Below are 23,859 nucleotides of genomic sequence, written 5' to 3'. Positions count from 1 at the left end.
CGGCCCGCTCCGGCGTCGACATCGCCTGACCGGTACGCCTCAGCTCGCGGCGAGGCCGCGCAGGAACTTCTCGGCGATCGGCGCCGCCACCTTGGAGCCCGCCCCGCCCTGCTCGACGAAGACGGCGAAGGCCACGTCGCCCTGCCACCCGACGAACCAGGCGTGCGTGTTCGCCGGGTTGTTGTCGTACTCCGCGGTGCCGGTCTTGCCGTGCACCGGCTCGCCCGGCACGTCCGCCAGCGCGCTGCCGCTGCCCGAGGTGACCACCCCGCGCATCATCGACTTCAGCGCCGACACCGACTCCGGCTTGAGCGCCTCGCCGGCCGGCGCGGGCTTGGCCGGCGCCGGGTCGAGCAGCAGCTTGGGCTGCTCGAACTTGCCCCGGGCCACGGCCGCGGTGGCGCTCGCCATGGCCAGCGGGCTCACCAGCGTGGTGCCCTGGCCGATCGCGGCGGCGGCCTGCTCGGTGGCCGAGCCGTTGGCGGAGACCTTGCCGGTGAACGCGTCGGCGCCGAGATCCCACGCGGCCTCCAGGCCGAGCGTACGGCCGGCCTGCGCCAGCCCGTCCGGGCCGAGCTTCGGCGCCAGCGCCACGAACGCGGTGTTGCAGGACTTGGCGAAGTCGGTGGCGAACGGCACCGCGCCCAGCTCGAAGTTGTCCGAGTTCTTGAAGCTGCGGCCCTCGACCGTCGACGTCTTCGGGCAGTTCACAGTGGTCTGCGGGGTCACCGCGCCCCGGTCGAGCAGGCCGAGCGCGCTGACCACCTTGAATGTCGAGCCGGGCGGAACCTGGGCGGTGAAGGCGAGGTTCTCGCCGGCCGCCCCGGGACCGTTCGCGGCGGCCAGCACCGCGCCGTCGCTGATCCGCAGCGCCACCAGCGCGGAGCGGCGGGTCTGCCCACGCAGCGCGGCGTCGGCCGCGTTCTGGGTGGCCACGTCGATGGTGGTCTTCACCGGCTGACCGGGCTTCGGGTCGTTGCGGAACAGCTCCGTGCCGGTCGGCTCCACCTTGCCCTCCGGCGTGGTCCGCTCGGTGATCACGGTGACGCCCGTGACGCCGCGCAGCCGCTCGTCGTACCGCCCCTGGAGGCCGCCGTGGCCGACCAGGTCGCCGCGCGCGTACCGCTCGGGGTGGGCCTGGAGGTCGTCGGCGGTGGCCTGGTCGACCGAGCCGAGCAGCGCCCGGGCGAACTCGCGGGTCGGCGCCAGCAGGAGCTGCTCCGACTCGAACCGGGTGCCGGGCAGCTCGTAGATGCGTGGCTTGATCTGCCGGTACGCCTCGTCGCGCAGCGTCACCACGTCGACCCGCGCGTCCGGCTTGGCCTCCTTGAGCCGCTTGGGCAGGTCGCCGAGATCGACCGGCGGGCTGAGCGCGGGCCGGATCGCCTTGAACGCGGTGTCCAGCTTCCGGATCAGGCCCGGGACGTCGTCGATCTCGCCGGGAACGACCTGGACCCGGACCACCGGGCGCGGCGCGACGATCGGCTGGCCGGCGCCGTCCAGCACACCGGCGCGCTGCGCGGGCTCCCGCCGCAGCGCGATCCGGTCGCCGTCCTCCAGCTTCTCGTGCACCACAGCCGGTTCCCAGATCACCTGCCAGTGGTCGTCGCCGCCGCGCTTGAGGCGTACCGGATTCTCGTAGGTCCAGCGGGCGCCGCCGGGCAGCGCCCAGCTCACCTTGACCCGGGCGGTGGCGACGTCGCCCTTGGTGCTGATCTCGCCGGTGCGGGTCAGCTCCGGCGGGTTGGCGGCCAGCTCACCGGCGAGCGCCTGGAGCTGCTTGGTCACCTCGCCGGCCGGCACCCGCCCGCCGGTCGGCTGGATGAAGCCGACGGCCTGCAGGTCGCCGGAGCGCCAGCCGCCGAGGAACGTCTCGACGGCGGTCTCCGGGCCGTCGTCCCCGGAGCATCCGGTCAGCGCGCCCGCTGTGACCAGGACGGCGGCCAGCGCCGCGAGAGCGCGGTGCCGGGTGTGGCGACGGGGGTGGACGGGGTACGACACGGGCATGAAGCAGTCCCTCCGGTGCTTAACTGCCCTGCACGCTAGTACGGCCCGGCGCTCGCCACCGCCCCGCCACGGCCTCCGGCAGCGCGGAAAGGCCCCTGTGGCAGTGTGATGAACATCGCCAGTCGGGGTACTCCGCGGGCGGCCGACCACGGACCCGCAACGGGTGAAAGGACAGAGTCCCGATCCGGACGTCCGGCCAGTGGTCCGCCGCGGGAGGTACCGCGCGGTAGGGCCTAGGCTGGGCGGCAGAGTGACCCACAGTGCGGTGGGTCGAGGGGAGTGGCACCGATGGACCGGCGTCCGGCGATCAAACCGGGACCCGACCTCCGGCAGGCTGACACCGGCCGGGACGACGACAGCTTCGATTCGGCGACCGACGGGGACGGTTTCAGCCGTCTCGACACAGGAGTGACCGGGATGACCGGTTCCAGCATCGACACCCTCTACGACCTGGGCCTGCCGACGCAGGCGCTGGGTGACGAGTCGGAGGACGCCGAGCTGGACGAGCCCGTTCCCAACGCGGAGCGGCTGGTCGCCCAGGCGGTCGCGCTCGCCGGCGACGACCACGACGCGGCGACACTCGTCGACCGCTTCTGGCGGTTCGCGCCGGACGAGGAGCTGATCGGCTTCACCGCCGAGGAGATGCTGGAGGCGGCCCGGGCCCACCGGGACCTGGCCCAGCAGCGGGTGCCGGGCGAGCTGAAGCTGCGCATCCACGAGCCGGACGCCGAGCAGCACCACACAGTCGTCGAGATCGTCACGGACGACATGCCGTTCCTGGTCGACTCGGTGACCGCCCTGCTGAACTCCCGTCACCTCGACGTGCACCTGCTGGTGCACCCGCTGGTCGTGGTGCGGCGCGAGCCGCTCGGCCGGCTCACCGAGGTCTCCGCGGACGTGGAGCCGGACGACGCCATCGCCGGTGACCTGGTCGAGAGCTGGATGCGGATCGAGATCGACCCGGTCCGTGACCCGGCCGCGCGGGAGGCGCTGCGCCGCGAGTTGCAGCGGGTGCTCACCGACGTGCGCGAGGCGGTCGAGGACTGGCCCAAGATGCGGCAGCGGGCGCTGGCCCTCGCCGACGAGCTGGCCGCCGCCCGGACGTCGGACAATCGCCCGCCGGTGCCGGAGAAGGACATCACCGACTCGGTGGAGCTGCTGCGCTGGCTGGCGCACGACCACTTCACGTTCCTCGGCTACCGGGAGTACCGCCTGGTCGACACCGACGGCGCGCGCGGCGGCGGGCAGGCCCTGGAGGCGGTGCTCGGCACCGGGCTGGGCATTTTGCGCTCCGACTCGCCGGAGGCCCGGTCGCTGAACTCGATGACGCCCGAGGCGCACGAGAAGGTGCTGGAGAAGCGCCTGCTCATCATCACCAAGGCCAACTCGCGTGCCACTGTGCACCGGTCGGCCTACCTCGACTACATCGGCTTCAAGATCTTCAACGAGGCCGGTGAGGTGGTCGGGGAGCGGCGCTTCCTCGGCCTGTTCTCCACCGCCGCGTACCGGACCAGCGTGCAGGAGCTGCCGGTGGTCCGGCGCAAGGTCGCCGAGGTGCTGGACCGCTCGGGCCTGAGCCTGCGCAGCCACTCCGGCAAGGACCTGTTGCAGATCCTGGAGACCTACCCGCGCGACGAGCTGTTCCAGATCAAGACCGACGACCTGTACCACGCGGTGATCGGCGTGCTGCGGATGGCGGGCCGCCGGCAACTGCGGGTGTTCCTGCGCCGCGACGCGTACGGGCGGTTCATCTCGTGCCTGATCTACCTGCCGCGGGACCGGTTCACCACCCAGAACCGGCTGCGCATGCAGGACATCCTGCTGCGCGAGCTGAACGGCGTCGGCGTCGACTACACCACGCGGGTGACCGAGTCGATGCTGGCCCGGGTGCACTTCATCGTGCGTACCGACCCGAACAACCCGCCCGGTGAGATCGACGCCGACCTGCTCGCCGAGGAGCTGGCCGACGCGACCCGCCTCTGGGACGACGACTACCGGCTGGTGCTGGAGCGCAAGCTCGGCGACGAGCAGGCCAAGCACCTGTTCAGCCGGTACGCCGACGCGTTCCCGGAGGGCTACAAGGACGGGCACACGCCGTACGAGGCGATGAAGGACCTGGCGAAGCTGGAACTGCTGGAGGAGCCCGGCCAGCTGGAGATGCACCTGTTCCGCAAGCAGGCGCCGCCGCGTCCGTACGCGGGCCGCGCCGCCGACGCCGACGAGGCGATGGACGTGCGGTTCAAGGTCTACCGGTACGGCGAGCCGATGATGCTCTCCGCCGTGCTGCCGGTGCTGCACTCGCTCGGCGTGAAGGTGGTCGACGAGCACCCGTACGAGGTGGAGCGCGTCGACGGCCGGATCTGGCTCTACGACTTCGGTCTGGAGTTGCCCGAGCGGCACCAGGACCTGGCCGAGGTGCGCCCGCACGTGGAGAACGCCTTCGCCGCCGCCTGGCGGGGCGAGGCCGAGGTGGACGGCTTCAACGAGCTGGTGCTGCGCGCCGGGCTCACCTGGCGGCAGGTCGTCGTGCTGCGCGCGTACGCGAAGTACCTGCGGCAGGCCGGCACCGTGTTCTCCCAGGAGTACATGGAGCAGACGTTCATCGCGTACCCGCAGATCGCGGAACTGCTGGTGCAGCTGTTCGAGACCCGGTTCGCCCCGGGCGCGACCACGCTGGACGAGCGACGGCAGCGCAGCGCCGAGCTGGTAGACGCGATCGGTGAGGCGCTGGACGAGGTGGCCAGCCTCGACCAGGACCGCATCCTGCGGGCGTACCTGACACTGATCCAGGCCACGCTGCGCACCAGCTTCTACCAGAAGCCGGTGGGCGGGCGGCCCAAGGCGTACGTGGCGTTCAAGCTGGACCCGCAGGCCATCCCGGACCTGCCGGCCCCGCGACCCAAGTTCGAGATCTTCGTCTACTCGCCCCGGTTCGAGGGCGTGCACCTGCGGTACGGGCCGGTGGCCCGCGGCGGCCTGCGCTGGTCCGACCGGCGCGAGGACTTCCGGACCGAGGTGCTCGGCCTGGTCAAGGCGCAGATGGTGAAGAACGCGGTGATCGTGCCGGTCGGCGCCAAGGGCGGCTTCGTGCTCAAGCAGAAGCCGGGCGACCGGGACGAGGCGGTGGCCTGCTACAAGGAGTTCATCTCCGCGTTGCTGGACGTCACCGACAACATCGTCAGCGGCGAGATCGTGCCACCCGAGGACGTGGTCCGGCACGACGGCGACGACCCGTACCTGGTGGTGGCCGCCGACAAGGGCACCGCGACGTTCTCCGACATCGCCAACGAGATCTCCGAGGCGCACAGCTTCTGGCTCGGCGACGCGTTCGCCTCCGGTGGCTCGGCCGGCTACGACCACAAGAAGATGGGCATCACCGCCCGGGGCGCCTGGGAGTCGGTGAAGCGGCACTTCCGGGAGCTGGGGCACGACACCCAGTCCCAGGACTTCACAGTGGTCGGCGTCGGTGACATGTCCGGCGACGTGTTCGGCAACGGGATGCTGCTGTCGAAGCACATCCGGCTGGTGGCCGCGTTCGACCACCGGCACATCTTCCTCGACCCGGACCCGGACTCGGCCCGTTCCTTCCAGGAACGCAAGCGGCTGTTCGACATGCCCCGCTCGTCGTGGGAGGAGTACGACAGCGAGCTGATCTCCGAAGGCGGCGGCGTGCACCCGCGTACCGCCAAGTCGGTGCCGATCACACCGCAGGTCCGCGCGGTGCTCGGGCTCGACGAGGACGTCACGCAGCTCAGCCCGCAGGAGCTGATGAAGGCGATCCTCACCGCGCCGGTCGACCTGTTCTGGAACGGCGGCATCGGCACCTACGTCAAGGCGTCCAGCCAGACCAACGCCGAGGTCGGCGACAAGTCGAACGACGCCATCCGGGTGGACGGCAAGAGCCTGCGTTGCCGGGTGGTCGGCGAGGGCGGCAACCTGGGCTTCACCCAGCAGGGCCGGATCGAGTACGCGGCGACCGGCGGCCGCATCTACACCGACTTCATCGACAACGCGGCCGGGGTGGACTGCTCCGACCACGAGGTCAACATCAAGATCCTGCTCAACACGGCGGTGGCCGACGGGGAGCTGGACCGGCCGGAGCGCGACGAGCTGCTGGCCCGGATGACCGACGAGGTCGCCGAGCTGGTGCTGCGGGACAACTACGACCAGGCGCGGGCGCTCAACAACGCCCAGGCCCAGGCTGCCTCGCTGCTCCCCGTGCACCGGCGGATGATCAACGACCTGGAGCGGTCCGGCGCGCTGAACCGGGCGCTGGAGGCGCTGCCGTCGGACGAGGAACTGGCGGTCCGCACCGAGACCGGGCTGACCCCGCCGGAGTTCGCGGTGGTGCTCGCGTACGTCAAGATCGTGCTGGAGCGCGAGATCGTCGGCGAGGGCCTGGCGGACGAGGAGTGGACGACCGACATCCTGGTCAACTACTTCCCGACGCCGCTGCGGCAGCGTTTCGCCGACCGGATGGGCCGGCACCGGCTGCGCCGGGACATCGTCACCACGGTCCTGGTCAACGAGGCGATCAACCGGGGCGGCATCTCGTTCGTGTTCCGGGTGGTCGAGGAGACGGCCGCCTCGGCGGCGGACGTGCTCCGGGCGTACGTGGTGGTCCGCGAGGTGTTCGGACTGCGCGACCTCTGGGACGCGGTCGAGGCGCTGGACAACAAGGTCTCGCCCGAGTTGCAGACCGCCGTCTACCTGGACACCCGGCGGCTGCTCGACCGCGCGGTGCGCTGGCTGGTCACCAACCGCCGCTCGCCGATCGACGTCCCGGCGGAGATCGCCCGGCTGCGCGACGGTGTGGCCCGGCTCCTGCCGGACCTGGAACACAGGTTCTGGGGCACCGAGCGGGAGGCCATCGCGGCGCACATCGAGTCGCTCGTCGACCGAGGGCTGCCGCGTGACCTGGCCGAGCAGGCGACCCGCCTGATGTACAGCTTCGGCCTGCTCGACATCGTCGAGACGGCGCAGGCGACCGGGCGGGACGTGGGCGAGGTGGCCTCGGTCTACTTCGTGCTCTCCGACCGGTTCCGGGTGGACGCGCTGCTGTCGAAGATCTCCCTGCTGCCGCGCGAGGACCGGTGGCAGACGCTGGCCCGGATGGCGCTGCGCTACGACCTGTACGCCGCGCTGGCCGCGCTCACCGCCGAGGTGCTCGGCTCCACCCCGGACGACGTGCCACCGGTGGAGCGGGTGCAGGAATGGGAGCAGGCGAACGCCACCTCGATCCACCGGGCGCACCGGGCGATGGGGGAGTTCGACGAGTCCCGCGCCGACCTGTCCGCGCTGTCGGTGCTGCTGCGCCAGATCCGTACCCTGGTCCGGACCTCGGCGGCGGCCTGACCGTTCAACCGAGCGTGGCCCGGTGGTCGGGGAACCGACCACCGGGCCACTGCCGTCTCCGCCCTCACCCGGTCCTCGGGGCGTAGACGACGATGTTGTTCAGGTAGCTTCCGGCCGTCCGGTCGAACACCCCGCCGCAGGTCACCACGCGCAGGGCGGGCACGGCCGACGGGCCGTAGACCTGCGCGGCGGGAAAGGCGGTCTTCGGGTACGACCCGACCTCGCGCACCGTGAACGTGGCGGCCCTGCCGTCCTGCCGGGTGACCACTATCGTGTCGCCGGGGACCAGCGCGCCGAGGTTGAAGAACACCGCCGGGCCGAGTTGGGCGGAGTCGACGTGGCCCACGATCACCGCGTTGCCGGCCTCGCCCGGGCTGGCGCCGGGGGAGTACCAGCCGGCCTTCATGGCCTGGTCCAGCGGGGGCACCTGGACCGTGCCGTCCGGATTCGTGCCGAGCGACATGATCTCGGCCCGTACCGCGATGCGGGGGATCGAGATGGTCGTCGGCGCGGACCGTGGCAGCGGGGCCGGGACGGGGCCGGCCGCGGCCGGGGTGCCCTGGCCGGAGGGCGTCGGCCCGTTGCCGCCCGGCGCCGGTTGTGCGGCGGTGGCCGGCGCTGATCCGCCTCCGGCGGCCGATGTCTGTTGCCCTTCGGCGCCCGGCACGGGCTGCTCTGCGGCGCCGGATGTGGGCTGCCCTCCGGCGTCCGGGTCGGCGTAGGCGCCATCCGGATCGGTCAGCGGGCCGGTGGCGACCGGACCCGCCTGCCCGAGCGGCTGCGGCGGGGTGGGCGACGGGACGGTCCGGACGGACGCGCCGACCAGGCCCGCTCCCACCATGGCGAGCAGGACGACGACGGCCGCGCCGACGGCACGCCACGGTTTCCCGTGACGGCCGCCGGCCCGGGTCGTCGTCCGGTCAGACCAGCTCACCGGCCCGCCGCCGACGCAGCAGCACCAGGCCGCCCAGCGCCGCGGCGCCGATCATGCCCGCCCCACCGGTGGCGAGGTTGCGGTCCACACCGGTGCTCGCCATGCCACCGTCACCGCCGTCGACCCCGCCGCGCGGCAGGACCACAAGCTCACCCTCGCCGCAGGAGCCCTTCAGCTCGTACCGGCCGGGCCGGGCGTCGTGCGAGACGGTGGCCTCGCCGTAGTAGACGAAGTCCTTCCCGTGCTCCCAGCCGTCCTTGCCGTAGTCGCCCTTGTCGTAGTCGCGCTCGGCGTCCTTGCCGTAGTCGCCCTTGTCGTAGTCGCGCTCGGCGTCCTTGCCGTAGTCGCCCTTGTCGTCCTGCCAGGCGCCTCCGCTCGCCTGCCAGTCGTCCTTGCCGTCCTGCCAGCCGTCCTTGCCGTCCTGCCAGGAGCCGTGCTCGTCCGTGCCGTCCTTGCCCTTGTCGTCCGGCCGGCCGCCACGGTCGTCCTTGCCGTGCTCGTCCTTGGCGTCCTTGCCGTACCGGTCCTTGCCGTCGGGGCCGTGCGCGTCCCTGGTCCAGTCCGTCGCGCCCGGCTTCTCCTTCTCCCAGCCCGGCTCGGCGTCCTGGCCGTACTCGTCGTGCCCCTGCCAGTCGCCCGGGTCGACGGCCGTGCCGGCGCCCGCGCCACCCGGCTGCGGCTGGTTCGCCGGAGGCTGCGGCATGCCGTCCCCGCCCGGGCCGTTCCCGCCGGGCCCGTTCTCGCCGGGCCCGTAGCCACCTGGGGCGTTCCCGCCCGGGCCGTGTCCGTCCCCGCCCGGCTCACCGCGGCCGTCCGGGCCCTTGCCGTGGTCGTCCTTGCTGTCCGGGCCCTTGCCGTGGTCGTCCTTGCTGTCCGGGCCCTTGCCGTGGTCGTCCTTGCTGTCCGGGCCCTTGTCGTCCCAGCCCCAGTCCTCGTCGCCGCCCCAGTCGCCGCCGCGGTCGGCCCAGTCGCCGTGCTCGCCGCCACGGGCCGGGTGCAGGTCGACCTTGCCGGTCACCTTCGACCAGACCGTGGCGTGCTTCTGCGGCTCTGAGCAGATCGCGAGCAGTTCGACGGTGTCCCCCGCCTTCACCACGTGCGGCTTGGCGATGACCTTGCCCTCATCGTGTCCGCCCGCGAAGGCCAATCCCGGGGTGAACACGAGAAGGCCGGCGCCGCCGAGGGCAGCGCTCGCGACCACCTTCCCGAGCATTTTCTTAGCCATGACCAGCGTCTCCATCCCTGTTTCGTCCTGAGCCCGACGTCAGTCGAGCTAAGGCCGACGTTAGACCTTTTCGCAACTTATCCGGGGAAAGATTCGCTTTTAGGAGTTTGTCGAGGTCAGGTGCTGTCCGCGCTGTCCCCGACTCCACGCGCCGATCGGCCCGACTTCGGCGACCCCGCGACCCGGATCCCGCTCGTGCGGTTCCCGTCCTTCCCTTTGCCGTCGCCGTCGCCGTCGCCGTCGCCGTCGCCGCTCCGCCCGTCCCGGGCGGTCGGAGGCAGGGCGCGCCTCCGCCGGTGGAGCGTCATGGGTGTCATCGGGCCGTTTTGGCACCCATGGCGTTCCACCCGGCCGGGGCGGCGTACCGGGCGGTCCGCCGCCCGGCGTGAGGGTGGGTGCGGCGAGGTGGGTGTACCCGCGAGGGCGGTCGCCGGCGAGCTCGGCGGCGACGCCGGCCCAGCGCCGACGGGGGATCGTAGGTGGACGGGGGTGAGTGCGGCGGGCCGGCTGGTAGGGCGCACGGGTGGGTGGGGTGAGTGCGGCGGGCCGGCTGGTGGGGCGCACCGGCTGGTGGGGCGCACCGGCTGGCAGGACGCGCCGATTGGTGGGCGGGGTCCGGGCGGGCGGTGGGCGCGGCGGGTGGTGGGGCGGGTTCGGAGAGGGCGGTAGGGTGGGCCCGAGGCGCATCGAGGCATTGCCATGGAAGCGCTCCCATGCAAGAATCGCTGCACGCGGTTCGGGGAGCCACACCGCGAGCTCAGGCGTCGAGGGCAGCCGGTTCACCGGCCGACGTCCGGCTCCATCGACCGGTCCTGCGGACCGGTCGGCACCACCACCCCCAACGCCCGTCCGGGTCGGGCGTCCCCCGAAGTAACCCGTGGCGCGCACGGTCGTTCCCGCAGGGCGACCGCAGCCGCCATTTGCGCCGGGCCGTACGCGGATCCGGTCTCGCCCAAGGAGATCAGTGGCATGAATCTGTGGAGAAGGCTGTCCGGCCGGAACCGGGCGCTCGCGCTGACCAGCGCCGGCGTCCTGGTAGCCGGTGGACTGGTGACCCTCCCGGTCACCGCGGCGCAGGCCGCCACCCAGTGCAGCGTGACCTATACGACGAGCGACTGGCCCGGTGGATTCACCGGCACCGTGACCATCAAGAACATCGGTGACGCGCTCACCTCGTGGAACCTCGGCTTCACCTTCCCGAACAGCTCGCAGCGGGTGGTGAACGGCTGGTCCGCGCGGTGGTCCCAGAGCGGCCAGAACGTCACCGCGCAGAACGAGTCGTACAACGGGGCGCTCGCCAGCGGCGCCAGCACCACCATCGGCTTCAACGGCTCCTGGAGCGGCAGCAACCCCAAGCCGACCCAGTTCACGCTCAACGGCACGGTCTGCAACGGCGGTACGCCGACCACCAGCACCCCGCCGACGAGCACGCCGCCCACGAGCACGCCGCCGACCAGCACGCCGCCCACGAGCACGCCGCCCACGAGCACGCCGCCGACGTCGACCCCGCCGACGTCGCAGCCGCCGCCCGGGCAGCGGGTCGACAACCCGTACGCCGGGGTGAAGGGGTACGTGAACCCCGAGTGGAAGGCCAAGGCCGAGTCGGTGTCCGGCGGCAACCGGGTGTCGAACAACCCGACCGCGGTCTGGCTCGACCGGATCGCCGCCATCAACGGCACGCCGGACAGCAGCTCCAACGGCGCGATGGGCGTCCGTGAACACCTGGACGCCGCGCTCGCCCAGGGCGCCGGCTACATCCAGTTCGTCATCTACAACCTGCCCGGCCGCGACTGCTCGGCGCTCGCCTCCAACGGTGAGCTGGGCCCGGACGAGCTGCCCCGCTACAAGTCCGAGTACATCGACCCGATCGCCGCGATCCAGGGCGACACGAAGTACCGGAACCTGCGCATCGTCAACATCATCGAGATCGACTCGCTGCCCAACCTGGTGACCAACACCTCGGGCAACGCGGGCGGCACGGTCATGTGTGACACGGTGAAGGCCAACGGCGCGTACGTGAACGGTGTCGGCTACGCCCTGGCGAAGCTGGGTGCGATCGGCAACGTCTACAACTACATCGACGCCGCCCACCACGGCTGGATCGGCTGGGACAGCAACTTCGGCCCGGTCGCCGACCAGCTCAAGGCCGCCGCCGTGGCGTCCGGCAGCACCGTCGCCAACGTGCAGGGCTTCATCGTCAACACGGCGAACTACTCCGCGCTGAAGGAGCCGTACGTCAAGATCACCGACACGGTGAACGGGCAGACCGTCCGGCAGTCCAAGTGGGCCGACTGGAACCAGTACCTCGACGAGCTGTCGTTCGCCCAGGCGTTCCGGCAGAAGCTGGTCTCGATCGGCTTCGACAGCAACATCGGCATGCTGATCGACACCTCCCGCAACGGTTGGGGCGGCACCGCCCGGCCGACCGGCCCCGGCCCGTCGACCAGCGTGGACGCGTACGTCGACGGCGGCCGGGTCGACCGCCGCTTCCACACCGGCAACTGGTGCAACCAGGCCGGCGCGGGTCTCGGCGAGCGGCCGCGGGCCAACCCGGAGACCGGGATCGACGCCTACGTCTGGGTGAAGCCCCCGGGTGAGTCGGACGGTTCGAGCAAGGAGATCCCGAACAGCGAGGGCAAGGGCTTCGACCGGATGTGCGACCCGACGTACACCGGCAACGCCCGCAACGGCAACAGCATGTCCGGTGCTCTGCCGGACGCGCCGATCTCCGGCGCGTGGTTCGCCGCCCAGTTCCAGCAGCTCATGCAGAACGCGTACCCGCCGCTCTCCTGAGGCGCTGCCGTACCACCCGCGGCGGCGGGAGTGAGGCACCGCCCGCGCGGGTTCCCCGGGCCCCTGGTCGACGCCCACGTCGGCCAGGGGCCCCCGGGCGTCCGGGTCAGGGAACCGTTCGCTCGATCGCGGCCCGGCCCAGCTCGTGCAGGTCGCGGCGGGCCCGTTCCAGGTTCTCCGGCGTCATGTCCTGGCCCCGGGCCATCACCAGGTCCTCCGGCTCCCAGGGCTGCTCGGCGCCGGTACGGATGCCGTCCGGGGCCGCGCCCGTGCCGGTGCCGGTCGCGCCGGTCCCGGCCGCGTACGGGTCACCGATGATGTTCGGCGAACCGGTGTCGGGCACCGCGCCGTCGGGCTCGGTGAAGGTGGGGTTGTCCGGGTCGGTGCCGCCGGCGCGCAACTGGGGCACCGTGCTGTCGTCGTCCACCGCCGCGGCCACCTCGGGGGTCTCCTCGAGCGGCCGCTCGCCACCGCGGTCACGATCGGTCATGCTGCTGCCCTCCTGTCCCTTTCGCCTGATCCCCTGGGCGTACCCGGTGCGGGCCGCGCCATGCGGACGGTCAGGCATCGTCGCGTCGCGGCTCCGGCGTCTCGGTCGGGCGCAGCCGCTGCCAGAGCAGCATCAGCAGGCCGAAGACCAGCATCGCCGCGCCGGACCACAGGTTGATCCGCACGCCCTGCGCCTTGTCGATCTCGGCGGACGTGTCGAAGAGCCCCATCAGGCCGACGATCAGCCCGTACGCGACGAACAGGCCGCCGATCACCCGGCGGATGTCGAACAGCCGGGCCGCCGCCGAGCGGGCCTCCCGGGCGTCCTCGGTCTCGTCGACGAGCGGGTCGTGCGCCTCGCCGCCCTGGTAGTTGCGGTCCGCGTCGTCTGTCATGGCGTGCGTCCCCTCCTTCAGAAGACCGGGATGTAGAACAGGGCGGCGAGGATCACGGCGACGACGCCGAGCAGCACCGGGGAGCGGTACCAGGCGGCGTCGCCGGCCACCGAGTCGTCGGCGAGCGTGGTGTCGCTGAGGCCGTACACCAGCCCGGTCAGCTGTTCGTCGGTCTTCGGCCGGGTCAACGGCGTGACGATCGCGGCCACCACGGCGACGGTGGCGAAGGCCAGGCCCGCGCCCCAGAAGCTCTCCTCCAGGTCCGAGTTGAAGCTGATCACGCCGACCTTGTAGAGCAGGTAGGTGGCGGTCGCCACGACCGTGCCGGACAGCAGCGACCAGAAGCCGGCCAGCGGGGTCATCCGCCGCCAGAACATGCCGATGATGAAGGTGCCGAAGAGCGGGGCGTTGAAGACCGAGAAGAGCGCCTGGATGTAGTTCATGATGTTGCTGAACCCGGCGGCGATGAACGCGGTGCCGATACCGATCACCACCGCGCCCACGGTGGCGATCCGGCCCACCTTCACGTAGTGCTCGTCCGACTCGTTCCGCCGGTAGTACGCCTGCCAGATGTCGTACGTGAAGACGGTGTTGAACCCGCTGACGTTCGCCGCCATGCCCGCCATGAACGAGGCCACCAGACCGGTGACCGCGATGCCGAGCACGCCGTTGGGCAGCAGGTCGCGCATCAGCAGCGGGATCGCGTTGTTGTAGACCAGATCGCCCTCGTCGGCGCCCAGCCCTTTGACGGTGACCAGGGCGATCAGGCCGGGGATCACGGTGACCGCGGGGATGAGCAGCTTCGGGTACGCGGCGATGATCGGCGTACGCCGCGCGGCGCTCATGTTCCGGGCGGACAGGGCGCGCTGCACCTCGGCGAAGTTGGTGGTCCAGTAGCCGAAGGAGAGCACGAAGCCGAGGCCGAACACGATGCCCAGCCAGTGCGCGCCGAGCGGGTTGTCGGTGCTGCCGGTGCCTTCCCAGGCGTGCAGGCCGGCCTCGCCGAGCTTGGAGTCGCGGACGGCGTCCATCAGGCCGCTCACGCCGCCGACCTTGACCAGGCCGATCACCGTGATCGGCACCAGACCGGCGATGATCACGAAGAACTGGAGCACCTCGTTGTAGATCGCGCCGGAGAGGCCGCCGACGGTGATGTACGCCAGCACGATCACCGCGCCGACGATGATCGCGAACCAGAGCGGCCAGCCGAGCAGCGCCTGCATGATCAGGGCCAGCGCGTAGAGGTTCACGCCCGCGATGAGCACCTGCGCGACCGCGAAGCTGATCGCGTTGAGCAGGTGGGTGGGGCGGTTGAAGCGCAGCCGCAGGTACTCGGGGACGCTGCGGACCTTGGAGCCGTAGTAGAACGGCATCATCACGATGCCGAGGAAGACCATCGCCGGCACGGCGCCGATCCAGTAGTAGTGCACCGTCATGATGCCGTACTGGGCGCCGTTGGCGGCCATGCCGATGATCTCCAGCGCGCCCAGGTTCGCCGAGACGAACGCCAGGCCGGTGACCCAGGCGGGCAGCGAGCGGCCGGAGAGGAAGAAGTCCACGCTGGTACGGATCGCGCGCCGGGCGGCGAAACCGACGCCGAGCACCGTGACGAAGTAGAGCGCGAGGATCAGGTAGTCCACCGCGTTCATGTCCAGACGCAGACCGCCGCCACCCATGCCCGTGCTCCCCTCGTGTGCACCGCTGCCCGCAGCTACCCCGATTGCGAGGTTTCATGCCTGCTGTTCGGTCCGGGCGCGACCGAGCCCCGGCCGGGTCGCCGGCCAGGGCTCGGTGGGGTTCCGCGGCGGGCCTCAGCGCCCCAGGACGCGGTCCAGGAAGTCGCGGTAGCCGCGCACGGCGACGCGGAGCTGCTCGGTGTCCGTGGAACCGGACTCCTGCCAGGCGCCGAGCCGGGTGCGCTGCTCGCGCAGGGCCGTGGAGAGCGCCTCGATCGCCTCCTCGACCAGCGACTCGGCCTCGCCGACAGCGGCGCGCGGGTCGTCCACGAAGCGCAGCTGCACGTCGCGCCAGCGGTCCCGGAAGCCCTGCGCCGCCTCCGGCGCGAACAGCGTCGCGGCGTCGGCCGGTACCGCGCCCTGCGTGGGCCGGTCCGCCCCGCCCAGGGTCGTGCCGGCCGCTGCCGCGCCGGCAGCCGCCGCGGTGGCGGTGTCCGGGTCGACGCGGTCGTGGTGCCGGCCGGCGTCCTCGTCGGCCGCGGCGACCGGCTCGGCGTCGGGGTCGACCAGGCCCGGCTCGGCGCTGCCGTACCCGACCGCGCCGTCGGCCGCCGCGTCGTCCCGGACGACGCCGTCGGTCACCGCGTCGTCCCGGTCCGCGTCGTCGGCGTCGGAGTGCTCGGCGTCCCAACGGTCCCGGTCGTGCAGGCGGTCCCCGGCCGTCGGGTCGGCCCGCTCGTCGTCCAGCGGGTCGGTCCGGCCCGGCGCGCCGTCGCCCGGCACGGCCGTGTCCTCGTCGCGGGCGTCGCGCTCGTCCTGCGGACGGCCGCCGGCCAGCGCCGACGCGGCGACCGCGTCGCCCACCGTGGCCGCGCCGAACGCCGTCGGCAGCGGCGCCGGCTCGTGGAACGGCGGACGTCCGTCGTCGTCGCGCCCGTCGTCGGTACGGTCGGCCGCGGCGCTCAGCTCGCCCGCGTCGTACGCGCGGGTCTCGTCGACCTCGTCGTCGCGCCGATCGTCGGCTCCCGGCTCGTGGCGATCGTCGGCGACGGCCGGGTCGTCGAAGGTGCCCCGGTCGTCGATCGCGTCCTCGGGCACGTCGGCCCGGTCGGCGTCGTACCGACCGTCGGCGTGGTCGCCCGGCTGCGGCACCGGTACCGGCGCGGACCGGACGGCCTCGGGGTGGTCCTGCGTGACCTGCTGCTCTTCCTGGCGCATGGCGGCGGCCTCCTCAGCGGCTCGTGACGTCGTGGTCGTGGTCGGGGTGGCGCTGCTCCGGCTGCTCCGGCTGCTGCGTGGACGCGGGCACCGGGTCCTCACCGAGCAGGTCGGCGAAGAGGGCCCGGTAGTGCACGAGCGCCTGCCGGAGGTCCTCGGTGCCGGCCTCACCGCGCTCGTTGCGCTGCCGGATCTCGTGGGCGTCGCGGTAGTGGGTGAGGGTGCGGGCGTGCTCGACGGAGAGGTGGGCGATCTGGTCCGAGAAGTCCCCGGTGGGGTATCCGCGCTCGGCGATCAGGCGACCGACCAGCTCGTCCGCCTCGCTGACGGTCTCGGCGGGCGAGTCGACGAAGCGCACCTGGAGTTCCTCCCAGGCGGCGGCGTAGCGGGCCCGCGACTCCGGGCTCAGCGGGGTCAGCTCCAGTTCGGCGTGCCGGCGCTCGCGCTCACGCAGCTCACGTTCGGCGGCGCTGCGGCTGTCCTGCTCGGCGACGACCCGGTCGTACTCCGGGCCGAAGCGCTCCCGCAGCGCGCGCCGCCGGCTGGCGACCACGGCGACCGCGGCGAGCGCGGCGATGACGAGGACGACGATGACTATGACGACTACCTGGGTGGACGACATGGGCTCCTCCTTCGCACGCTGGTATTCCCTCGTGCGGGTGATCGCCAATCCCGTTGCGCGGCACTTTCCGCCCCGGCCGGGAAAAAGGCGCGGTGTCGCGGTCGCCGTCCGGTGCCGGTCCGGTGTCCGACTGAGCCCGTCGTGCCCGTCTCGGACCGTAGCGAGAGCCGAGACGGCCGGTAGTGCATCCGCCCCGGATTACGTATCCTGCCCAAGGCGTCCGGGCCGGGGCCCGGCGTCGTGGCCGGCGAAACGGCGGCCGCTGCCGGCGCCACCGAGCGACACCTTCCCGGGCGAGGTCTGATTGAACACCCGTGACTGGCCGATCCGCGCCAAGCTGACCGCGCTGGTCATCGGCCCGGTGACCGGGCTGCTGGCGTTGTGGATCTTCGCCACCACGCTCACCTTCGGGCCCGCCCTCGACCTGCTCTCCGCCCGTACCCTCCTCTACGACCTCGGCCGTCCCGGCGAGAGCGTGGTGGCGGAGCTGCAGCGGGAGCGGCGGCTGTCGGTGGTCCAGCTCGCCGGCGGCGGCAGCCTGCCGGCGCTGGCCGAGCAGCGTGTACGCACCGACGACGCGATCGTCGAGCTGCGCCGGAAGGTCGACGGCAAGGACCTGCGCGACGTCGCCGACGAGCAGCTCGACGCCCGGCTCGACCAGCTGGTCTCGGCGCTGGACGCGCTGCCCGCCGGGCGCGCCTTCATCGACGACCGGAAGGTGGACCGGTCCGGCGCCGTCGGCCTCTACAGCGGAATGATCGGTTCGGCGTTCCAGGCGTTCGGCGCGATGGCCGCGCTGCCCGACGCCCAGCTCAACCGGGAGGCGACAGCGCTCACCGCGCTGGGCCGCTCCCGCGAGCTGCTCGGCCAGGCCGACGCGCTGCTGGCCGGCGCCGTCACCGCCGGCCGGTACGCCGAGGGCGAGCACGAGCAGCTGGTCCGGACCCTGGAGAACCACCGTTTCCTGGCGGAGACGGCGGTGGCCGACCTGCCGGCCGGGGAGCGGACCTCGTACCAGCGGTTGACCGAGGCCCCCGGGTTCGTGAAGATGCGCGCCTTCCAGGACACCCTGATCCGCTCGCCCGGGCTGCCGGCCCGGTTCGACATGGCCGGCTGGGAGGCCAGTCACGCCGAGGTGTGGCAGAGCCTGCGCGACTTCGAGCTGCGCGGCGCGGACGCCCTCGCCGAGCGGTCGGTGCCGATGGCGACGCGGATCCTCGTCCAGCTCGCCGCCGCCGGTGTGCTCGGGCTCGTCGCGATAGTGGTCTGTGTGCTCGTGGCGCTGCGGGTCGGCCGGTCGCTGGCCCGGCGGCTGACCGGCGTACGCGCCGCCGCGACCGAGGTCGCCGAGCACCGGCTGCCCGACGTGGTCGCCCGGCTGCGCCGGGGCGAGGAGGTCGACGTCGCCCGGGAGGCGCCCGAACTGGACCACGGCGGCGACGAGATCGGCCAGGTGGCGCGCGCGTTCAACGAGGTGCGCCGCACCGCGGTGCGCGCCGCGATCGACGAGGTCAGCCTGCGCCGGGGGTTCAACGAGGTGATCCTCAACCTCGCCCGGCGCAGCCAGGGCCTGGTGCACCGGCAGTTGGCGCTGCTGGACCGGCTGGAACGGCGTACCGAGGACCCGGACGAGCTGGCCGGGCTGTTCCAGGTCGACCACCTGGCGACCCGGCTCCGCCGGCACGCCGAGGACCTGGTCATCCTCGCCGGGGCCGCGCCCGGGCGGGGCTGGCGCCGGCCGGTCGCCGCTGTCGACGTGATGCGCGGCGCGATCTCCGAGGTCGAGGCGTACGACCGGGTCGACGTGGGTGAGGTGGCGCCGGCCGGGGTGCTGGGCCGGGCCGTCGGCGACGTGATCCACCTGCTCGCCGAGCTGATCGAGAACGCCACCGCGTACTCACCGCCGGGCACCCGGGTGGACGTCACCGGCCGGACCGTCCCGGGCGGCTACACCATCGAGATCACCGACCGAGGGCTGGGCATGTCCGCGGCGGCCCTGGCCGCGGCCAACCGCAAGCTGGCCGAGCCGCCCGAGTTCGACCCGGCCGACAGCGCCCGGCTGGGGCTGTTCGTGGTGGCGCGCCTGGCCGCACGGCACGGCGTACGGGTGGAGCTGCGCCCGGCCCGTCCGGCCGGGATCCTCGCCGCGGTGTTCGTGCCGTCGGACCTGATCACCGACGAGCCGCCGGTGGGCGCGGACGGCCCCGCCGGGCCGGAGCGGCGTCGCCTGGCCAAGGTGACCCGGTTGAGCACGGTGCCGCGTCCGGGGCGCCCGAACCGGCCGGGACGGGACCGGTCGGAGAGCACAGTGGTCCCGTTGCAGTCCGCGCGCGCCTCGACCGTGGAACCACCCACCGACGGCGACGGCCTGCCGCGCCGGATCCGGCGGCGCGGCGCGTCGGCGCGTCCGCGCGCGGCGGTCGTGGACGCCCCGGCGTACCGCACGCCGGAGGAGGCACGCCGGGCCATGTCGGCGTTGCAGGCGGGCACCGCACGGGGACGCCGGGACGGCTCCCGCGCCACCGACCCGGCGGGTGACGCCGATCCGGTCACCACCGAAAAGCCTGACACCGGTACGCCGTCCGCCACGCCCGGGCCGGCCGTGGAGCCCGCCCTGCCGGTGGCGGAGGACCGAAGCGCGACTGAGAGGGACGCCTAGTGGTGCACACGACGCGGCAGAACGCCGATCTCGACTGGCTGCTCGACGACCTGGTGGACCGGGTGCCCGCCGCGCGCCGGGCGGTGGTGCTCTCGGCGGACGGGCTCCTGCTCGGCGCCTCCGGCGGCCAGGACCGCAGCGAAGCGGAGCACCTGTGCGCGCTGGCGTCCGGCTTCTCCGGGCTGGCCAAGGGCGCCACCCGGCACCTCGGCGGCGGCGCGGTCCGCCAGACCGTGGTGGAGATGGAGTCCGCCTACCTGTTCGTGACCGCCGCCGGGCAGGGCGCCTGCCTGGCGGTGGCGAGCGACGCCGACGCCGACATCGGCCTGGTGGCGTACGAGATGGCGATGCTGGTGATCCGGGTCGGGGAGAACCTGGCCGCGCCGGCCCGCAGCGGCGGGGGGTCGGCCGATGCACGCTGACTCGCCGGGGCCGCAGCACGAGTGGCTGGACGCCGACGCCGGTCCGGTGGTGCGCCCGTACACGCTCACCGGGGGCCGGGTGCGGCCGCCGGTGGACGGCTTCGACCTGCTGGCCTTCGTGCTCGCCACCCCTGACGCCGATCCGGCCGGCACGCCCGGCCTCCAGCCGGAGCACCGCCGGCTGATCGAACTGGCCCGCCGGCCCAAGGCCGTGGCCGACCTCGCCGCCGACCTGGACCTCGCCGTGGGCGTGGTCCGGGTGCTGCTCGGCGACCTCCTCGCCCATGGCTTCGTCGCGGTGCACCGGCCACCGGCCACCGCGTACCTGCCCGACGACAACATCCTCAAGGCGGTGGTCAGTGGACTCCGTGCGTTATGACCGGGAGCCGGGGGCGCCACAGGTGCCGCTGGCACTGAAGATCCTCATAGCCGGTGGGTTCGGCGCCGGCAAGACGACGCTGGTCAGCGCGTTGAGCGAGGTGCGGCCGCTGCAGACCGAGGAGGTCCTGACCGGCGCCGGGCTCGACACCGACGACGTCTCCGGGGTGGAGCAGAAGTCGACCACCACCGTGGCGATGGACTTCGGCCGGATCACCATCAACGACGACCTCCAGGTCTACCTGTTCGGCACGCCGGGTCAGGACCGGTTCTGGTTCCTCTGGGACGAGCTGGCATTCGGCGCGCTCGGCGCCGTGGTGCTCGCCGACACCCGGCGGCTGGCCGACTGCTTTCCCTCCATCGACTACTTCGAGCAGCGGGGCATCCCGTTCGTGGTGGGCGTCAACTGCTTCGAGGGCTCCCGCCGGTTCGGCCTGGAGGCGGTACGCGACGCCCTCGACCTGGACCCGGACGTCCCGCTCGTGCTCTGCGACGCGCGGGACCGGCAGTCCGGCAAGCTGGTGCTGATCTCGCTGGTGGAGCACGTGGCGCGGCAGCGCGGCGAGCCGGTGCCGGTGGGCTGAGCCGCCCGCCGGGAATCCCGTCGGCCGTCGCGGGACTGATCGGGCGCCTTATCGGGAAGCCTCTGGTTGGATCTGCGGAGACAGGACCGACGGAAGGTGGGAGCGGTGACCGGGCAGGACGAGATCGTCCACATCGGCGGCTACACGGCGGAGACGGGCGGGCGGGGCGAGGGCGTCGTCGCGGCCCGGCGGGACCGGACGAGCGGCGGGCTGACGCCGCTGGGTGTCGTGGCGGTCACCCCGTCGCCGTCGTTCCTGGCCCGGCACCCGGCGCTGCCGGTGCTGTACGCGTGCAACGAGTTGCCGGACGGCCGGGTCAGCGCGTTCCGGGTGGCGCCGGACGGGGACCTCACGCCGCTGGGCGAGCGTCCCTCCGGCGGGGCCGAGCCCTGTCACCTGGCGGTGGCCCCGGACGGGCGACACCTGTTCGTGGCGAACTACGGCGGCGGCAGCGTGGCGGTGTTCGGCCTGGACGCCGAGGGCGTGCCGGGGGAGCGCACCGACCTGGTCCGGCACGAGGGCCACGGCCCCGACCCCGACCGGCAGGAGCACGCGCACTGCCACATGGTCTCGCCGGATCCGGCCGGCGGCCCGTTGCTCGCCGTCGACCTGGGCACCGACTCGGTCTACCGGTACGACGTCGACGCCGGGTCCGGCCGGTTGACGCCCCGGGAACCCCGGTTGAGCACCCCGCCCGGCACCGGGCCCCGCCATCTGGCCCGGCACCCGGACGGGCGGCGCGGCTGGCTGGTCGGCGAGCTGGACGCCACCGTCACCGCGTACGACCTGACGCCGGACGGGCCGCGGGAGCGGGCGCGCGTCGACGCCAGTGGGCGGGCCGGGCACGTCCAGCCGTCCGAGGTGAGCGTGGGGCCCGGTGGGCGCTTCCTCTACGTGGGCAACCGGGGCGTGGGAACGGTGGCGGTCTTCGCGCTCGACGGCGCCGCGCCGGAGCTGGTGGCCGAGGTCGACACCGGCGGCGAGTGGCCGCGGCACTTCGCGTTCGCCGGGGACCACCTGTACGTCGCCGACGAGCGGGCCGACATGATCAGGATCTTTCGGGTCGATCCGGTCAGCGGAGTGCCCGAGGCAGTGGGGGAACCGGTTCCGGTGGCGAGCCCGACCTGCTTTCTGCCGTGATCGACCGGTCACCGAAACAACCGTCCGGAGTGGACTGGTATCACCCAAAGATAACTGACCAGTAACTTAGCGTATGGGTTAGGTGATCAACTGTTTCTGCTGCGTAACTTTCGTCCGAACGGTTGTGGTGGTAACCCCACGAGGTACGCAAGATGGTCACCGTGTCTGGCCGCCATCGCATGCGTTCCAACCTCCGTGGAGCAGGCGCCGCCGCTGTGGCGGTAGCCCTGGTCGCCGTCGTGGGCGGCTCCTGGTTCGGCTACCAGCAGCTGGCCGGCCCGAACTGTTCGGGCCGGATCGAGCTGTCGGTGGCGACCGCCCCGGAGATCGCCCCCGCGGTGCGCGGCGCCGCCGACCAGTGGGTCTCCGACGGCGCCGCGGTGGGCGGCACCTGCATCGCCGTCAACGTCTCCTCCTCCGAGTCGGTCGAGGTGGCCGCCGCGGTGGCCAGCAAGCACGGCGCCACGCTCGCCGGTGTCGGGCAGGCCAGCGGCACCGCCGTCACCCCCGACGTCTGGGTGCCCGACTCCTCCACCTGGCTGGTCCGGCTCAAGAGCGGCGGCGCCAGCGCGTTCGCGCCGACGAACGGCGCCTCGATCGCGCGCAGCCCGGTGGTCGTGGCGTTGCCCGAGCCGGTGGCCTCGCGCATCGGCTGGCCGGACAAGAAGCTGCGGTGGTCCGACCTGCTGACCCAGGTCACCGCGAGCAAGCCGCTGCGGGCCGGGATCGTCGAGCCGACCCAGGACGCGGCCGGCCTGTCCGGGCTGCTGTCGCTCACCGCCGCGGCCAGCTCCACCGGCGAGTCCGGCTCGCCGAAGGCGCAGGAGGCGATGGTCGGGGCGCTGCGAGCGCTGGCGACGAACCGCTCCTCGCTGCGGCAGGACCTCCTCGCGCGGTTCCCGCGCTCGTCGGACCCGACGGCGATCGCCAACGGACTCGGCGCGGCGGCGCTGTCCGAAGAGGACGTGATCGCCTACAACAGCACGAAGCCGCCGATCCGGCTGGCCGCGCTCTACCTGGAGCCGGTGCCGATCCCGCTGGACTACCCGTTCGCGGTGCTGCCCGGCATCGAGCCGGCCAAGGCGTCCGCCGCCCGGGTGCTCTTCGAGGTGCTGCGTACGCCGGACTTCAAGGACCGGCTGGCCTCGCAGGCGCTGCGCGCGCCGGACGGCAACTGGGGGCGCGGCTTCCAGGCCCCGACGGGTGCGCCGAGCCCGGCGAACGGCGGCGCCAGCCAGGTGCCGCCATCCGGTCAGGGCGGCGCGGCCGACCTCGACCCGGGCGCCATCTCGACGGCGACCACCAGTTGGTCGGTGGCCACGCAGTCGGGCCGGATGCTCTGCGTCATCGACGTCTCCGGCTCGATGAAGAAGCCGGTCGCGACGGCCAACGGCGCCAGTCGGGAGCAGGTCACCGTGGCGGCCGCGAGCCAGGGCCTCGGGCTCTTCGACGACTCCTGGTCGATCGGCCTGTGGACCTTCTCCACGAACCTCCAGGGCTCGCAGGACTGGAGCGAGCTGGTCGGAATAAAGCCGTTGTCGAGCAACCGGGGGGCGCTGCAGCGCGGCCTCGCCTCGATCAAGCCCTCCAGCGGCGACACCGGCCTGTACGACACCATGCTCGCGGCGTACAAGAAGGTGCAGCAGGACTGGGAGCCGGGCAAGGTCAACTCGATCGTGCTGTTCACCGACGGCAAGAACGAGGACGACAACGGCATCTCGCAGAAGGCGCTGCTGGACCAGCTGAAGAAGCTGAAGGACGACGAGCAGCCGGTCCAGGTCGTCATCATCGGCATCGGCACCGAGGTGAACCGGGCCGAGCTGGAGTCGATCACCAAGGTCACCGGCGGCGGCGCGTTCGTCACCACCGACCCCAGCAAGATCGGCGAGATCTTCCTCCGGGCGATCGCGCTCCGGCCGCCCGCCCCCCGCTGACCTGGCGCTCAGCGCTACCCTTCCGCCG

16 protein-coding genes are annotated in these 23,859 nt (G+C 72.7%); 8 read left to right on the top strand and 8 right to left on the bottom strand.

The features are described from left to right. Positions 1 to 39: 39 nt before the first annotated feature. On the bottom strand, positions 40 to 2,007 hold the full coding sequence (locus FHU28_RS28710) for a penicillin-binding transpeptidase domain-containing protein (RefSeq protein ID WP_184687907.1): 1,968 nt from the start codon (positions 2,005 to 2,007) through the stop codon (positions 40 to 42). A gap of 288 nt (positions 2,008 to 2,295) precedes the next feature. Between FHU28_RS28710 and FHU28_RS28705 the strand changes: the two genes are divergently transcribed. Beyond that, positions 2,296 to 7,362: an NAD-glutamate dehydrogenase gene (locus FHU28_RS28705; protein WP_184687905.1), complete on the top strand. Its 5,067-nt coding sequence runs from the start codon at positions 2,296 to 2,298 to the stop codon at positions 7,360 to 7,362. Between the two features lie 64 nt (positions 7,363 to 7,426). Here FHU28_RS28705 and FHU28_RS32910 read toward each other — a convergent pair whose 3' ends face one another. Both FHU28_RS32910 and FHU28_RS28695 read right to left on the bottom strand, forming a co-directional pair. Next, positions 7,427 to 8,296: a class F sortase gene (locus FHU28_RS32910; RefSeq protein WP_184687902.1), complete on the bottom strand. Its 870-nt coding sequence runs from the start codon at positions 8,294 to 8,296 to the stop codon at positions 7,427 to 7,429. Then, positions 8,283 to 9,521 carry a hypothetical protein gene (locus FHU28_RS28695; RefSeq protein ID WP_260413178.1) on the bottom strand — a complete coding sequence of 413 codons (1,239 nt, stop codon included), beginning with the start codon at positions 9,519 to 9,521 and terminating at the stop codon, positions 8,283 to 8,285. Before FHU28_RS28695 ends, FHU28_RS32910 begins: the two co-directional genes overlap by 14 nt. A 969-nt stretch (positions 9,522 to 10,490) precedes the next feature. On the opposite strand from FHU28_RS28695, the gene FHU28_RS28690 reads away from it, so the two are divergent. After that, positions 10,491 to 12,314 carry a glycoside hydrolase family 6 protein gene (locus FHU28_RS28690; protein WP_184687897.1) on the top strand — a complete coding sequence of 608 codons (1,824 nt, stop codon included), beginning with the start codon at positions 10,491 to 10,493 and terminating at the stop codon, positions 12,312 to 12,314. 106 nt (positions 12,315 to 12,420) lie between these two features. Here FHU28_RS28690 and FHU28_RS28685 read toward each other — a convergent pair whose 3' ends face one another. The 5 genes from FHU28_RS28685 to FHU28_RS28665 all read right to left on the bottom strand — a co-directional run bounded on the left by FHU28_RS28685 (position 12,421) and on the right by FHU28_RS28665 (position 16,714). Beyond that, positions 12,421 to 12,804: a hypothetical protein gene (locus FHU28_RS28685; RefSeq protein WP_073830568.1), complete on the bottom strand. Its 384-nt coding sequence runs from the start codon at positions 12,802 to 12,804 to the stop codon at positions 12,421 to 12,423. A gap of 70 nt (positions 12,805 to 12,874) precedes the next feature. Next, complete coding sequence (locus FHU28_RS28680; protein WP_184687893.1) at positions 12,875 to 13,198, bottom strand: hypothetical protein; 324 nt, start codon at positions 13,196 to 13,198, stop codon at positions 12,875 to 12,877. A gap of 17 nt (positions 13,199 to 13,215) precedes the next feature. Next, positions 13,216 to 14,874, bottom strand: coding sequence for a sodium:solute symporter family protein (locus FHU28_RS28675; RefSeq protein ID WP_184687891.1), 1,659 nt, complete (start codon positions 14,872 to 14,874; stop codon positions 13,216 to 13,218). A 135-nt stretch (positions 14,875 to 15,009) separates the two neighbouring features. After that, positions 15,010 to 16,092, bottom strand: a complete 1,083-nt coding sequence (locus FHU28_RS28670; protein ID WP_184687889.1) for a hypothetical protein — start codon at positions 16,090 to 16,092, stop codon at positions 15,010 to 15,012. 13 nt (positions 16,093 to 16,105) lie between these two features. Then, a complete protein-coding gene (locus FHU28_RS28665; protein WP_184687887.1) occupies positions 16,106 to 16,714 on the bottom strand; it encodes a hypothetical protein in 609 nt (202 codons plus the stop codon). A gap of 304 nt (positions 16,715 to 17,018) precedes the next feature. Between FHU28_RS28665 and FHU28_RS28660 the strand changes: the two genes are divergently transcribed. From FHU28_RS28660 to FHU28_RS28635, 6 genes are all read left to right on the top strand, one after another. Then, positions 17,019 to 19,373: a sensor histidine kinase gene (locus FHU28_RS28660; protein ID WP_184687885.1), complete on the top strand. Its 2,355-nt coding sequence runs from the start codon at positions 17,019 to 17,021 to the stop codon at positions 19,371 to 19,373. Then, complete coding sequence (locus FHU28_RS28655; RefSeq protein WP_184687883.1) at positions 19,373 to 19,795, top strand: roadblock/LC7 domain-containing protein; 423 nt, start codon at positions 19,373 to 19,375, stop codon at positions 19,793 to 19,795. Before FHU28_RS28660 ends, FHU28_RS28655 begins: the two co-directional genes overlap by 1 nt. After that, the gene (locus FHU28_RS28650) at positions 19,785 to 20,174 is read left to right on the top strand and encodes a DUF742 domain-containing protein (RefSeq protein WP_184687881.1); all 390 of its coding nucleotides are present in this window, start codon (positions 19,785 to 19,787) and stop codon (positions 20,172 to 20,174) included. The genes FHU28_RS28655 and FHU28_RS28650 overlap by 11 nt, the downstream gene beginning before the upstream one ends. Further along, positions 20,155 to 20,757: a GTP-binding protein gene (locus FHU28_RS28645; protein ID WP_184687879.1), complete on the top strand. Its 603-nt coding sequence runs from the start codon at positions 20,155 to 20,157 to the stop codon at positions 20,755 to 20,757. Before FHU28_RS28650 ends, FHU28_RS28645 begins: the two co-directional genes overlap by 20 nt. A gap of 105 nt (positions 20,758 to 20,862) precedes the next feature. Next, positions 20,863 to 21,897 carry a lactonase family protein gene (locus FHU28_RS28640; protein WP_184687877.1) on the top strand — a complete coding sequence of 345 codons (1,035 nt, stop codon included), beginning with the start codon at positions 20,863 to 20,865 and terminating at the stop codon, positions 21,895 to 21,897. Positions 21,898 to 22,076: 179 nt separating this feature from the next. Further along, positions 22,077 to 23,831, top strand: a complete 1,755-nt coding sequence (locus FHU28_RS28635) for a substrate-binding domain-containing protein (protein ID WP_184687875.1) — start codon at positions 22,077 to 22,079, stop codon at positions 23,829 to 23,831. Positions 23,832 to 23,859: the final 28 nt, after the last annotated feature.

This window comes from Micromonospora echinospora (assembly GCF_014203425.1).
GTDB lineage: Bacteria > Actinomycetota > Actinomycetes > Mycobacteriales > Micromonosporaceae > Micromonospora > Micromonospora echinospora_A.
This window is presented reverse-complemented; position numbering and strand designations above follow the sequence as displayed.

Excerpts from the sequence above, each read along its gene's own strand:
- FHU28_RS28710 (WP_184687907.1), bottom strand. The coding sequence starts at position 2,007 with ATGCCCGTGTCGTACCCCGTCCACCCCCGTCGCCACACCCGGCACCGC.
- FHU28_RS28705 (WP_184687905.1), top strand. The coding sequence starts at position 2,296 with ATGGACCGGCGTCCGGCGATCAAACCGGGACCCGACCTCCGGCAGGCT.
- FHU28_RS28695 (WP_260413178.1), bottom strand. The coding sequence starts at position 9,521 with ATGGCTAAGAAAATGCTCGGGAAGGTGGTCGCGAGCGCTGCCCTCGGC.
- FHU28_RS28690 (WP_184687897.1), top strand. The coding sequence starts at position 10,491 with ATGAATCTGTGGAGAAGGCTGTCCGGCCGGAACCGGGCGCTCGCGCTG.
- FHU28_RS28685 (WP_073830568.1), bottom strand. The coding sequence starts at position 12,804 with ATGACCGATCGTGACCGCGGTGGCGAGCGGCCGCTCGAGGAGACCCCC.
- FHU28_RS28680 (WP_184687893.1), bottom strand. The coding sequence starts at position 13,198 with ATGACAGACGACGCGGACCGCAACTACCAGGGCGGCGAGGCGCACGAC.
- FHU28_RS28675 (WP_184687891.1), bottom strand. The coding sequence starts at position 14,874 with ATGGGTGGCGGCGGTCTGCGTCTGGACATGAACGCGGTGGACTACCTG.
- FHU28_RS28670 (WP_184687889.1), bottom strand. The coding sequence starts at position 16,092 with ATGCGCCAGGAAGAGCAGCAGGTCACGCAGGACCACCCCGAGGCCGTC.
- FHU28_RS28665 (WP_184687887.1), bottom strand. The coding sequence starts at position 16,714 with ATGTCGTCCACCCAGGTAGTCGTCATAGTCATCGTCGTCCTCGTCATC.
- FHU28_RS28650 (WP_184687881.1), top strand. The coding sequence starts at position 19,785 with ATGCACGCTGACTCGCCGGGGCCGCAGCACGAGTGGCTGGACGCCGAC.
- FHU28_RS28635 (WP_184687875.1), top strand. The coding sequence starts at position 22,077 with ATGCGTTCCAACCTCCGTGGAGCAGGCGCCGCCGCTGTGGCGGTAGCC.